This is a genomic window from Burkholderia sp. MR1-5-21 (assembly GCF_053427715.1).
This window is the reverse complement of sequence record NZ_JBSAXD010000002.1, coordinates 447,290-460,343: the sequence shown is the minus strand read 5'-3', so window position 1 is coordinate 460,343 and position 13,054 is coordinate 447,290. Positions and strand designations below refer to the sequence as shown.

At 70.6% G+C, this 13,054-nt stretch carries 12 protein-coding genes; 8 read left to right on the top strand and 4 right to left on the bottom strand.

Annotation, left to right across the window (positions count from 1 at the left end; translation table 11 throughout):
• The 8 genes from ACV229_RS04620 to ACV229_RS04585 all read left to right on the top strand — a co-directional run.
• Positions 1-2,699 (top strand): beta strand repeat-containing protein (locus ACV229_RS04620; protein ID WP_448081933.1); only part of this gene is annotated, 2,699 nt, incomplete at its 5' end.
• 321 nt (positions 2,700-3,020) lie between these two features.
• Entirely contained in the window at positions 3,021-3,557 is a 537-nt protein-coding gene (locus tag ACV229_RS04615) for an NUDIX domain-containing protein (protein WP_448081932.1), read from the top strand.
• Between the two features lie 154 nt (positions 3,558-3,711).
• Entirely contained in the window at positions 3,712-4,149 is a 438-nt protein-coding gene (locus tag ACV229_RS04610) for an acyl-CoA thioesterase (RefSeq protein WP_448081949.1), read from the top strand.
• Between the two features lie 11 nt (positions 4,150-4,160).
• Entirely contained in the window at positions 4,161-5,096 is a 936-nt protein-coding gene (locus tag ACV229_RS04605) for a branched-chain amino acid ABC transporter permease (protein WP_448081931.1), read from the top strand.
• Positions 5,089-6,306, top strand: coding sequence for a branched-chain amino acid ABC transporter permease (locus tag ACV229_RS04600; protein ID WP_448081930.1), 1,218 nt, complete (start codon positions 5,089-5,091; stop codon positions 6,304-6,306). Before ACV229_RS04605 ends, ACV229_RS04600 begins: the two co-directional genes overlap by 8 nt.
• On the top strand, positions 6,303-7,055 hold the full coding sequence (locus ACV229_RS04595) for an ABC transporter ATP-binding protein (RefSeq protein WP_448081929.1): 753 nt from the start codon (positions 6,303-6,305) through the stop codon (positions 7,053-7,055). The genes ACV229_RS04600 and ACV229_RS04595 overlap by 4 nt, the downstream gene beginning before the upstream one ends.
• A complete protein-coding gene (locus ACV229_RS04590) occupies positions 7,052-7,756 on the top strand; it encodes an ABC transporter ATP-binding protein (RefSeq protein ID WP_448081928.1) in 705 nt (234 codons plus the stop codon). Before ACV229_RS04595 ends, ACV229_RS04590 begins: the two co-directional genes overlap by 4 nt.
• A gap of 163 nt (positions 7,757-7,919) precedes the next feature.
• Positions 7,920-8,666 carry a glucose 1-dehydrogenase gene (locus ACV229_RS04585; RefSeq protein WP_448081927.1) on the top strand — a complete coding sequence of 249 codons (747 nt, stop codon included), beginning with the start codon at positions 7,920-7,922 and terminating at the stop codon, positions 8,664-8,666.
• An 84-nt stretch (positions 8,667-8,750) separates the two neighbouring features.
• Here the strand turns inward: ACV229_RS04585 and ACV229_RS04580 are convergent, their stop codons facing one another.
• From ACV229_RS04580 to iolD, 4 genes are all read right to left on the bottom strand, one after another.
• Positions 8,751-9,245 carry a heme-degrading domain-containing protein gene (locus ACV229_RS04580; RefSeq protein ID WP_448081926.1) on the bottom strand — a complete coding sequence of 165 codons (495 nt, stop codon included), beginning with the start codon at positions 9,243-9,245 and terminating at the stop codon, positions 8,751-8,753.
• Positions 9,246-9,321: 76 nt separating this feature from the next.
• Positions 9,322-10,140, bottom strand: a complete 819-nt coding sequence (iolB, locus tag ACV229_RS04575; RefSeq protein ID WP_448081925.1) for a 5-deoxy-glucuronate isomerase — start codon at positions 10,138-10,140, stop codon at positions 9,322-9,324.
• 33 nt (positions 10,141-10,173) lie between these two features.
• Positions 10,174-11,103, bottom strand: coding sequence for a myo-inosose-2 dehydratase (gene iolE / locus ACV229_RS04570; protein WP_448081924.1), 930 nt, complete (start codon positions 11,101-11,103; stop codon positions 10,174-10,176).
• Positions 11,104-11,163: 60 nt separating this feature from the next.
• Positions 11,164-13,047, bottom strand: coding sequence for a 3D-(3,5/4)-trihydroxycyclohexane-1,2-dione acylhydrolase (decyclizing) (gene iolD, locus ACV229_RS04565; RefSeq protein ID WP_448081923.1), 1,884 nt, complete (start codon positions 13,045-13,047; stop codon positions 11,164-11,166).
• Positions 13,048-13,054 lie beyond the last annotated feature (7 nt).

The following is a 13,054-nucleotide window of genomic DNA, read 5'->3' as shown; positions in this document are numbered from 1 at the left end:
ACGGTCTGCTGAACCTGCAGGTGGAAGGTGGGGCAGTGGACGCGCAGGCGCACAACGGCGGCCTGCTGAAGGCGGACGGCGGCGAGGTGCTGATGACGGCGCGCGCGGCGAACGGGCTGCTGAACGCGGTGGTGAACAACAGCGGGACGATCGAGGCGCAGGGGCTGAACACGCGCGACGGGAAGATCGTGCTGGACGGCGGTCAGGTGCAGGTTGCAGGCAAGCTGAGCGCAGCAGGCGGCGACGTGACGACGCGCGGCGAGCGTGTGAAGGTGTCGGGCGATGCACAGGTCGATACGCGTTCGGCCTCGGGCCGCACGGGCACGTGGACGATCGAGTCGGCGAACGCGAACGTCGATAACGTGGAAGGCGCACTGAACGCGCAGACGCTGTCGCGCACGCTGGGCACGACGAACGTGGCGCTGACCAACACGTCGGGCGACCTGACGGTGGATGGCGCGGTGAACTGGACGAGCGACCATGCACTGACGCTGACGTCGCAGAAGGGTGACGTCGCGCTGAAGCAGTCGGTGACGGCGAGCGGCGCGAAGGCGAGCGTGGCGGCGAACGCGGCGGGCGAGATCCGCGTGGACGACAAGCTGGCGCTGACGGGCGAGCAGGCACGGCTGGAGCTGAACTCGACGAAGGGCCACCGGTTCACGCAGGACAACGCGTCGGTGACGCTGTCGGGCCGCGACGCGTCGTTCTCGTCGAACGGCGACGCGTATCAGGTAATCCACGACGTGGCGGGCCTGCGCAACGTGGATGCGAACCTGAAGGGCCGCTACGTGCTGGGCAACGCGGTCGACGGCAAGGGCGCAGCGTTCCGGAGCATCGGCGCGAACAGCTCGTTCGACGGCGTGTTCGACGGCCTCGGCAACACGATCGGCGATCTGTCGATCTCCAATCAGCGCAGCAACGCCGTCGGCCTCTTCGCGTTCAACTCTGGCCGCATTGCCAACCTCGGCCTGGACAAGGTGACGACGCACGTAGTCGTGCCGTCCTACTGGTCGCCCGTCACCGTCGGCACGCTGGCCGGCTACAACATGGGCACCATCTCGGACGTGAAGGCGACGAACGTCTACGTCAGCAGCGAGGGGCGCACGATCGTCGGCGGGCTCGTCGGCAGCAACTTCGGCGGATCGATCGAGCGCGCATCCGTTGCGGGGCGCGTCAGCGGCGGCAGGGATGCGCTGCAGGTCGGCGGTCTCGCCGGTGAAAACATCTCGTTCATGTCGCCGGGCGGCGACGACGCGATGATCCGCAACAGCCGTGCCGATGTCACGGTCGTCAGTTCGTCGACCGGCAGCGCAGGGGGGCTGGTCGGCGACAACCGTGGTGTCGTCGACGCGTCGACGGTCAAGGGGATGGTCACGGCGCTCGGCACCGGCGCGCGCGTCGGTGGCCTGGTCGGCACCAACGGCGGCGTGGTCAAGGCATCGACGGCCTACGGCGATGTGCGGGCCGCGCGCAATGCGGCCGTGGGCGGTCTCGTCGGCCACAATGCGGGGCGCGTGGACGCGTCCGGGTTCAAGGGGATCGTGGCGGCGGGCGACAGTGCTCGCGTGGGCGGCCTCGTCGGTGAAAACCGCGGTGTCGTCGACGCGTCGACGGCCGCCGGCAGGGTGATGGCCGGTGCGTCGAACGTCGGCGGCCTCGTCGGCGCCAACTTCGCGAGCGTCAGCAAGTCGACGTCCAGCGCCAACGTGGAAGCGGGTGCTGCCGGCGTGGCCGGCGGGCTGGTCGGGCACAACGCCGGCAAGGTCGATGCGTCGAGCGCGAACGGTTACGTCACGGCGGGCGCGAGAGGCATCGCGGGCGGGGTGGCCGGCCGCAATGCGGCGAGCGGCGAAGTGCTCGCTTCGTCCGCGAACGGCGACGTCGTCGTGCACGACTACGCGACGGCGGGCGGTCTCGTCGGCGCGAACGACGGCACGATCCGCGCGTCGTCGTCGCTCGGCACCGTGGCGGCTGGCATGCTCGCACAGGCCGGCGGGCTCGTCGGCGTCAATGCGGGCACCGTGCAGGCGTCCAGCGCGAAAGGTTCGGTGGCAGGTGACATCTCGAGCATCGTCGGCGGCCTCGCGGCGACCAACAGCGGTGTCGTCGACGGATCGTCCGCGTCGGGCGAGGTCTGGGCTGCATTCGACAGCACCGCCGGCGGGCTCGTCGGCCGCAACACGGGTTCGGTACTCGAGTCCGACGCGGAGGGCGCGGTGACGGTCGCGGGTTCGGGCAAGGCAGGCGGCCTGATCGGCTTCAACGCCGGGCGCGTGTCGTCGTCGAACGCATCCGGCGACGTCGCGGCGGGCGCCTACGGCTATGTCGGCGGTCTGATCGGCGACAACAACGTGGGCGCGTCGGTCGAGAAGTCCGGCGCGACCGGGTCGGCGACCGGCAGCCACAACAGCTATGTCGGCGGCCTGCTCGGCTTCAACAGCGGGAGGGTTGCATCGTCGTCGTCTGCGGGCACGGTTTCCGGCGGCTACTACGCGCGGCTCGGCGGTCTGGCCGGCGGGAATTTCGGCGTGATCGACAGCTCGACGACGAAAACCCGCGTTGCGCTGATGCCGGGGGCTGCCCAGCAGGCCGGCGCGCTCGTCGGCATGAACTTCGGCAACGTGACGGGCAGCAGCGCAACCGACAATGCCGCGGGGATGCCGCTCGCCGGCATCAACTACGGCATCATCCGCGACTGACCGGCGCCGTCCACGCCGGTGGTGCGGTCTGACCGACCTGCCGGCATTCCGGACGCCGGCGACGGTCTGTGCGGGACGGCAGACCGTCGCATTCCGGAAGCAGGACGCGGCGCGCCGGGCGTGTGCATCCGCATGCGCACCGGCGCGCCGACCGGCCGGAGCGAACGCAGGCGAATCGCATCGCGCGCGCCGTTCGGACCGGTTCGCCTGTCGTCGCGGAAAGCCTCGTTACGGCGCAAACTCGCTAGAATCGAGACTTTCCCGCGCCGAGCGTGAACGGGGCCGCCTGTGCAGGCGGCCCCGTTCGCCATGTCCTGATCGATGACCACCGCCGACTACCGCTTTTGCCCGCGCTGCGCGCGCCCGCTGACCGAGCGCGCCGATCCCGAACACGAAGGCGGCCGCGTTCGCCAGGCCTGCCCCGACGACACCTGCGGCTACGTGCACTGGAACAACCCGCTGCCCGTCGTCGCCGCGATCATCGAGCTCGACGGCAAGATCCTGCTCGCGCGCAATGCGGCGTGGCCCGAAGGGATGTTCGCGCTGATCACCGGCTTCCTCGAGCACGGCGAGACGCCCGAGGACGGCATCGCGCGCGAGGTGTTCGAGGAAACGGCGCTGAAGGCCGAGCACGTGTCACTCGTCGGCGTCTACGAATTCATCCGCAAGAACGAACTGATCATCGCGTACCACGTGCGCGCGTCCGGTACGGTCGCGCTGTCGCCGGAACTGCTCGAATACAAGCTCGTCGATCCGCCGCTGCTGCGCCCGTGGCGCGCCGGCACGGGCGTCGCACTCGCCGACTGGATGCGCGCGCGCGGCCTCGATTTCCAGTTCGTCGACCGGCCGGGGCAGTGACGGGCCGGCCCGCTCGCACAACCGCATGCGCCGTGCCGCGAGCGATCGCGATGCAGCGGCCGCCCGCATGCAGGCAGCACGCCGCCCGCGGTTTCGCCGCGCCGCCCGGCTGCCGCGCCTTCCTTTCATCGACCTGACCACCCTCTCCGCCGCCATGTCCGACAAGCCGCAGCCGCGTTCCCGCGACGCCTATCGCCACTTCCTGCCGATCACGACCCGCTGGATGGACAACGACGTCTACGGGCACGTGAACAACGTCGTCTACTACAGCTACTTCGACACGGTCGTGAACGAGTACCTGATCCGCGCCGGCGTGCTCGACATCGAGCACGCGCAGACGATCGGACTCGTCGTCGAGACGCAGTGCAACTACTTCGCGCCGCTCGTGTTCCCGCAGGCGGTCGATGCGGGGCTGCGCGTCGCGAAGCTCGGCACGTCGAGCGTGCGCTACGAGATCGGGCTGTTCGCGCAAGGCGACGCGGCGCCCGCTGCGCAGGGCCATTTCGTGCACGTGTACGTCGACCGCGCCACGCGCCGGCCCGTGCCGCTGCCCGACGCGCTGCGCGCGGCGCTCGATCCGCTCGCCGCCTGACGGCACACACGGTGCAGGCGTTCGCGATCCAGGCGTTCAACGGCCTCAGCTACGGCTTGCTGCTGTTCATGCTGTCGGCGGGCCTCACGCTGATCTTCAGCGTGCAGGGCGTGCTCAATTTCGCGCACGCGAGCTTCTACATGCTCGGCGCGTATGTCGGCTACAGCATCGCCGCGCGGCTCGGCTTCTGGCCGGCGCTCGTGCTCGCGCCGCTGCTGGTCGGCCTCGCGGGCGCGGCCTGCGAGCGCACGCTGCTGCGCCGCGTGCAGGCGCGCGGCCATACGAGCGAGTTGCTGCTGACGTTCGGTCTCGCGTACCTGATCGGCGAGGGCGCGAAGCTCGTCTGGGGCCTCGCGCCACTGGCAGCGCCGGTGCCGCCGCTGTTCGACGGCGCGCCGGTGACGGTGCTCGGGCTCGCGCTGCCGCGCTACCGGCTGTTCATGATGACGATGTCCGCCGCGATGCTGGTTGCGCTGGCCGGGCTGCTGCGCGCGTCGCGCATCGGCCTCGTCGTGCGTGCGGCGCTCACGCATCGCGCAGCCGTCGAGACGCTCGGCTACGACGTGCCGCGCCTGATGACGGGCCTGTTTGGCGCCGGCACCGCGCTCGCGGCACTGGCCGGCGTGATCGGCGCGCCGCTCGCGGTGATCGAGCCCGCGCTCGCCGAGACGGTCGGCTCGATCGTGTTCGCGGTCGTCGTGATCGGCGGGCTCGGCTCGCTCGGCGGTGCGTTCGCCGCGTCGCTCGCGGTCGGTTTCGCGCAGACCTTCGCGGCCGCCAGCGACACGTCGCTGCGCGACGTCGCGCAGTGGACAGGCGTCGCGTTGCCCGACAGCATCGCCGCGGTGACGGTCGCGCAACTCGCGCCGCTCGTTCCATACCTGCTGCTCGTCGCGGTGCTGGTCGTGCGTCCGCGCGGACTGTTCGGCGAGCGTGCCGATGCGTAGCCGCGCACATCCGGACGTGCTGCGCTGGGCGCTGTTCGCAGTTTGTCTCGTGCTGCCCGCTTGGCTGTGGCCGCAAGGCGCGGTGCTCGGCTATCTCGCGCAGACGGCCGCGCTCGTCGTGCTTGCCCTGTCGTACAACCTGCAGCTCGGCACGACGGGCCTGCTGTCGTTCTGCCATGCGGCGTTCGCCGGCCTCGGCGCGTTCGCGGCCGCGCACTGGTTCAACCGCTTCGGCGGCCCGCTGCCGCTGTTGCCGCTTGTCGGCGGCGCGGCGGGCGCCGCATTCGGCCTGCTGTTCGGCGTGCTCGCGACGCGCCGCGCGGGCACTGCGTTCGCGATGATCACGCTCGGCCTCGGCGAGTGCGTCGCGGCGGCCGCGTGGAGCGTGCCCGCATGGTTCGGCGGCATCGGCGGCGTGCCGATCGACCGGGCGAGCGGCACGTCGTTCGGCGGCTGGCAGTTCGGCGCGCCGGCGCACGCGTATGCGGTGATCGCCGCGTGGTGTTTCGTCTGCGCGTTCGCGATGCGCGCGCTGACGCGCACGCCGTTCGCGCGTCTCGCGAACGCGGTGCGCGACAACCCGGCGCGAGTTGCCGCGCTCGGCACCGATCCGCGGCGCGTGCGCCTCGCGATGGTCACGTGCGCGTCGTTCTTCGCAGGCGTTGCCGGCACGCTGACGCTGATCGACATCGAGCTCGCGACGCCCGACAGCGTCGCGATGTCCCGTTCGGCGACCGTACTGATCGCCGCGGTGATCGGCGGCACGGGCTCGTTCTTCGGGCCGGCGGCCGGCGCGGCCGTGCTGACGGCGCTGAGCGTCGCGGTCGCGGGCGTGTCGCGCGCATGGGCGCTGTATCTGGGGCTGCTGTTCGTCGTCGTCGTGGTTGCCGCGCCGCGCGGGCTCGCGGGCATCGCGGCGGCGCTCGGCGCGGCATTGCGGCCCGGCGCGCCGGCGCACGAACGGAGGCGGATGCTGGCCGGTGCCGCCGCGTGCCTGTGCTGGGGCGCCGCGATCGTCGTTGCGGCAGAACTCGGCTACGCATGGCGCTTCGCGCAGGACGACGGCACGTCGGCCGCGTTCGGCGCGTGGCACGTCGATGCCGGCGTGCCGCTCGGCTGGGCGCTGGCGGGCGCGGCAGCCGTCGCCGGCACGCTGCTGTGGCGCTGGCGGCGCAGGATCGCAGGCGAATCGAACGGAGGCGTGCGATGAACGGCAACGCGGTCGCCTTGCATGGCGTGACGCAGCGCTTCGGCGCGCAGACGGTGCTCGACGGCGTCGAGCTGTGCGTCGCGGCCGGCGAGCGCCATGCGCTGATCGGGCCGAACGGCGCGGGCAAGTCGACGCTCTTCAACGTGATCGCGGGCGCCGTGCGGCCGACGCGCGGACGCGTCGTGCTGCACGGCGTCGAACTGCGCGGGCGCGGGCCCGTTGCCGCGAGCCGGCTCGGCATCGGCCGCAGCTTCCAGCAGACGAGCGCGTTCGCGCGTCTCAGCGTATTCGACAACCTGCGCTGCGCGGCGCTGCATGCGCCGGCCGAGCGGCGGCGCTGGTGGAACCGCGTGCGCGAATCTGCGTCGGTCGACCGCGTCGCCGCGCAGGTGCTGCGCGACATCGGTCTCGACCCGCACCGCGACACGCCGGCCGCCGCGCTCGGCTACGCGGAGCAGCGCGCGCTCGATCTCGGGATCGCGCTCGCGAGCGGCGCGCGCACGCTGCTGCTCGACGAGCCGACGGCCGGCATGAGCCGCGCGCAGGCCGCGCGGATGATCGAGCTGATCCGCACGACGACGCGAGGCCGCACGGTGTTGATGATCGAGCACGACATGGACACGGTGTTCGGCTTCGCCGAACGGATTACGGTGCTCGTGCGCGGCGCGGTGGTCGCGACCGGCGCGCCGGATGCGATCCGCGCCGATCCGGCCGTGCGTGCGGCCTATCTCGGCGAGGGTTTCGCATGAACGCGCTGCTCGAGCTGAGCGGCCTGCGCGCGTGGTACGGGATGCAGCCCGTGCTCGACGGCGTCGACCTTGCGCTGGCGCCGGGCGAGACGCTCGCGCTGCTCGGGCGCAACGGCTCGGGGCGCTCGACGCTCGCGAAGGCCGTGATGGGACTCGTGCGCACCGCCGGTTCGGTGCGGATCGCGGGCGTCGAATGCGCGGGCGCGCGGACCTTCGAAATCGCGCGGCACGGCATCGCGTACGTCGCCGAGAGCCGCGACGTGTTCCCGTTGCTGAGCGTGCGCGACAACCTGCTGCTCGGCCTGCGAGGGTCGGGCGGCGCGGCGGCGCGCGCCGCGCTCGACCGGCTGTTCGCGCGTTTTCCGCTGCTTGCCGCACGCGCGGACGTAAAGGCCGGCCATCTGTCCGGCGGTGAGCAGCAGGTGCTCGCACTGGTACGGGCGCTCGCCGGCAGGCCGCGCGTGCTGATCGTCGACGAGCCCGCGGAAGGGCTCGCGCCGCTCGCGGTCGACGAGGTCGGCGCGTGTCTTGCAGGACTGCAGTCGGACGGCGTCGCGATCGTGCTGATCGAACAGCGGCTGCTGCTCGCGCCGCGGCTGACGCGGCGGGCCGCAGTGATGGGGCGGGGGCAGATCGTGTACGACGGCGCGCTAGAAGGCGTGGGCGGGGAGGTGGCCGACGCGTGGCTGAGTGCCGGCTGATGCGCGCGCCTGACGATTGTTCGGCTGGTCCCGCAACTCAATTCGTCCCGAGCCGCTTTATCGACGCCGATGAAGCGCCTAGATTTTCGTCAGCGTCGGCTACCTGCTTCGGCAGGACAGCCGGTCCGATTCATCATGCGATATCGAATTGAGGATGGAGATCATGAGCAAGCTTGCAGGCAAGGTAGCGGTCGTGACGGGCGGTTCGAAGGGTATCGGTGCGGCGATTGCAAAGGCGCTCGCCGCCGAAGGGGCGTCGGTCGTCGTCAACTACGCGAGCAGCAAGGCCGGCGCGGAAGCTGTCGTGAGCGCGATCGCCGCGGCCGGCGGCAACGCGGTCGCCGTCGGCGGCGACGTGTCGAAGGCCGCCGATGCGCAGCGCATCGTCGAGACGGCCGTCGAAACGTATGGCCGCCTCGACATCCTTGTCAACAATTCCGGCGTGTACGAATTCGCGCCGATCGAAGCGATCACGGAAGAGCATTTCCGCAGGCAGTTCGACACGAACGTGCTCGGCGTGCTGCTGACGACGCAGGCCGCCGTGAAGCACCTCGGCGAAGGCGCGAGCATCATCAATATCAGCTCGGTGGTGACCACCATCACGCCGCCGGCAAGCGCGGTCTACACCGGCACGAAGGGCGCCGTGGACGCGATCACCGGCGTGCTCGCGCGCGAACTCGGGCCGAGGCAGATCCGTGTGAACGCGATCAACCCGGGCGTGGTGGTGACCGAGGGCACGCACACCGCGGGGGTCATCGGCTCCGAGCTCGAATCGTCCGCGATCAGCCAGACGCCGCTGGGCCGCGTGGGGCAGCCGGACGACATCGCGTCCATTGCCGTCTTTCTCGCGTCGGACGACGCGCGCTGGATGACCGGCGAACTCGTCCGGGCCAGCGGCGGCATGCGCTGAGCGGGCAGGCGGGTTCGCCTGCCCCCGAATGCCCGCGCAGCAGCGCCGGGCGAATGTGCCGACGGGTGACGACCCTGTCGGCGCCTACGCGATCCGCAGCATGCCGGCCGCGCCGACATGCCAGCGGATGCTCTCGACGACGAGTTCGTGATTGCGGACCGAATCGAGTCCCGCGATCGTCATCGCGCCGACGAGCCCCGCGTGCTCGATGCGCAGCGGCACGCCGCCGCCATCCAGCGCGTAGTCGTCTCCGGACAGTCCTTCGGACTGCAGCGACAGTCCGGCGCGCGCGAATGCCGCGCCTACTTCGAGCGAACTCTTGCCGAAGCGGAGCACCGTGTTCTGTTTGCGCCGGATCGCTTCGCAGTCGTCCGCGCCGCTGCCGTCCAGCGCGCAGTAGAACAGCGGAGCGCGGGCGGAGACGACGCTCACCGCGATCGGCAGGCCGCGGCGCGACGCGATGTTGACGGCGATGTCGCCGAGCCGCCGCGCGGCGTCGGCGTTGAAGCAACGCAGCATCGTGCTCGACGCCTGTTGCTCGAAGGTGTCGTCCTCGATGCGGAAGAGTGATCTCATCATTGCCTCCAGTCACGGCGCGTCTCGTCCGTCCGGTTCCGGCGCGCGCGCCGGCATTGCCCCGCGCGTCGCCGCCCGATCAACCAGCCGCCGGCGGCTCGAGCATCCACTCGTGGGCCGGGTCGTTCTTGAACGCCCACGCGCGGCTCGGGCCGGCCATCACGTTCAGGTAGTACAGGTTGTAGCCGTGCGGCGCGACGACCGGATGGTAGCCGCGCGGCACCATCACGACGTCGTGGTTCTCGACGACGCATGCTTCGTCGAGACTGCGGTCGTCGGTGTACACGCGCTGGAACGCGAAACCCTGCGGCGGGTCGATCCGGTGATAGTAGGTTTCCTCGAGCACGGTTTCTTCGGGCGCGGCGTCGCGGTCGTGCTTGTGCGGCGGATAGCTGCTCGAATGGCTGGCCGGCGTGATCACCTCGACGACGAGCAGCCGGTCGGCCGCCGGGTTGTCGCCCATCAGGATGTCGCACACGTAGCGCGTGTTGGTGCCTTTGCCACGCACCATCCGGCGCATGTGTTCGCCGTCGAGGCGCCGCACCGTCTTGTCGCCGCTCACGTACGGCGCGGTGCACAGCGCGACTTCCGCGTCGCGCGTGGCGGTCACGGTGACGGTATGGCCGCCCGGCACGTACAGCGCGTCCGGCGAGACTTCCTCGAACACGCTGTCGCGCTTGCCAAGCCCGTCGAACGTGGCGCCGCCGGCTTCCGCGCGCACCGTGCCGGTGAGCACGACCACGCACAGCTCGCGCGAACCGGTGTCGACGGTTTCATGGTCGCCGGCCTTCAGGCGCAGCACGCGAAAGCCGACGTGTTTCCAGCCGGCCGATTCAGGCGTGACGTTGCAAATTTCGCGGTCGGGCGAGGCCTTGACCAGCAGGGGGGAGATCGTCATGGAAGCAGCTCCGCAAATCGGTGGCAGGGGGGCTCAGGCGCTCAGCCGGTCGACGATCGCGCGCAGCGACTCGTAGCCCTTCTTCGCGTACTGGTAGCTCGGCGCGACGGCCGGATCCTGCTCGGCCTCGACCACCAGCCAGCCCTCGTAGTTGGCGTCCTTCAACGTGCGCAGCGTCGCTTCGTAATCGAGCGCGCCGTCGCCCGGCACGGTGAAGGTGCCGTTGATCACGCCGTTCAGGAAGCTCCAGCCATCGTTGCGCGCCTGCGTGACGACCTGCGGGCGCACGTCCTTGCAATGCACGTGCGCGACGCGCGCGACGTGCTTCGTCAGCAATGCGACCGGATCGGCGGCGCCACCGAAGTACGCATGGCCGGTGTCGAACAGCAGGAACACCTTCGCCGGATCGGTCAGGGCCATCAGGCGGTCGACGTCGTCGGGCGACTCGACGTAGGCGCCCATGTGGTGGTGATACGCGAGCTTGATCCCGTAGGTGGCGAGCAGGTGCGCGCCGAATGCGTTCAGGCGCTCGGCGTAGCGCTGCCACGATGCGTCGTCGATGAAGCGCGGCCGCTTCGCGACGGGCGTGTCGATGTTGCCCTGGATCGTACCCGCGCACTCGCCGTAGACCACCACCTTCACGTCGTTGTACTGCAGCTTGGCCATATGCGCGTGGCAGCGCTCGATCTCGGCCGCGATCGCGTCCGTGTCGCTCATGCCGGGCGGGACTTCCGCGAGGAAGCCCGAATACCAGCCGGACACGCACACGAGCCCGTACTCGGCCAGCTTCGCCTTCAGCGCGGGGCCGGTCTTCGGAAACTTGTTGCCGAGCTCGAAACCGGCATAGCCGATTTCCGCGCCTTCCTGCAGCGCCGTTTCGAGCGGCGTTTCGCCGCCGAGGGACGGCAGGTCGTCGTTCATCCACGACAGGGGATTGATGCCGATGCGAACGTTCCAGCTCATGTCATTGTTCCTTGTATGGGGTGAGCCCCGGCGCGGACAGGTGCGCGTCGGGGCAGCATGTCAGTGCCGCTGCCGGGTCTTTTTGTCGAGATAGTCGCGATGCGCGCGCTCGACGTCGGGACGCGCGGACACCTGCGGCACCGCGACCTCCCACCATGCGCCGCCGTCGTCGGTCGTGCGATGGTGGGTCGTGTCGATCACGAGTACCTGGCTCGTCGTCGCGTCGCGCGCGCGGCGCAGCTCGCGGCGCAGCTCCGCGACGTCGCGCACGTGCACGGCTTCGGCGCCCATCGCGCGCGCGTGCATCGCGAAATCGATCGTCGAGCGCGCGCCGCCTTCCGGCACGCAGTCGTCGAGCATGTTGTTGAAGCTCGCGCCGCCGCACTTGAGCTGCAGGCGCTCGATGCAGCCGTAGCCGCGGTTGTCGAGGATCACGACGATGATCTTCCTGCCGAGCATCACCGACGTCGCGAGTTCGGCGTTGAGCATCATGTACGACCCGTCGCCGACCATCACGATGACCTCACGCTCCGGCCGCGCGAGCTTCGCGCCGAGGCCGCCCGCGACCTCGTAGCCCATGCACGAATACGCGTAGTCCATGTGGTAGTTGCCGGGCAGGCCGCTGCGCCACAGCTTGTGCAGCTCGGCCGGCAGCGTGCCGGCCGCGCACACGACGAGGTCGTCGCGCGCGCTGTCGCGGCCCGCGTCGGCCGCCGATTCACGCACCGCGCCGATCACCTCGGCGTCGTACGGCAGCGTGTCCTTCGGCACATGGTTCGTCAGCTCGGTCACGCGGGCGGCCCATGCGGCGCCCTGGTCGCGGCAGCTCGCGGTCCACGCGGCGTCGGCGCGCCAGCCGGCCAGCGCGGCCGACACCTGGCCGAGCCCGGTGCGGGCGTCCGCGACAAGCTGCTGGCCGCGCTTCTTGCCCGCGTCGAACGGCTGCACGTTCAGGCTCAGCAGCTTTGCATGGCCGAAGAGCGCGTGCGAGCCGGTCGTGAAATCCTGCAGCCGGGTGCCGACCGCGAACACCACGTCGCACTGTGCGGCCGCGCGATTCGCGGCGGGCGAGCCCGTCACGCCGATCGAGCCGAGATTCAGCGGGTGGTCCCACGCGAGGCTGCCCTTGCCGGCCTGCGATTCGGCCACCGGCACGCCGTGCGTGTCGGCGAACGCGCGCAGCGCATCCCACGCCTGGCTGTAAAGCACGCCGCCGCCGGCGACGATCAGCGGCTTCTTCGCGGACTTCAGCAGGTCGATCGCGTCGGCCAGCTCGATCGCGTCGGCGGGTGGGCGGCGCATCCGGATCACCGGCGGCGCGAAGAAATCCTCCGGCCAGTCGTACGCGAAGGTCTGCACGTCCTGCGGCAGCGCAAGGCACACGGGCCCGCATTGCGCAGGGTCGGTCATCACCTGGATCGCACGCGGCAGCGCGACCAGCAGCTGCTCGGGCGACGTGATCCGGTCGAAGTAGCGCGTGACCGGCCGGAAGCAGTCGTTCGCGCTGACGTCGCCCTGTTCGAAGCTCTCGACCTGCTGCAGCACGGGGTCGGGCTGGCGCGACACGAAGATGTCGCCCGGCAGCAGCAGCAGCGGCAGCCGCGCGACGTGCGCGAGCGCCGCCGACGTCAGCATGTTGGTCGCGCCCGGACCGATGCTCGACGTCACGGCCATCATGCGCTGGCGGAAGTTCGTTTTCGCGAACGCGACCGCCGCGTTGGCCATCCCTTGCTCGTTGTGCGCGCGCAGCGTCGGCAGCCGGTCCTGCTCGGCCTGCAGCGCCTCGCCGAGCCCGGCCACGTTGCCGTGGCCGAAGATCGCGAACACGCCGCCGCAATATGGCAGGATCTCGGTACGGCCGTCGGGCTGGATCACTTCGGCCCGCAGCGCGGCAAGGTAGCGCACGAGCGCCTGGCTGACGGTCAGTCTCACGGTTGTTTTCATCGTCTGT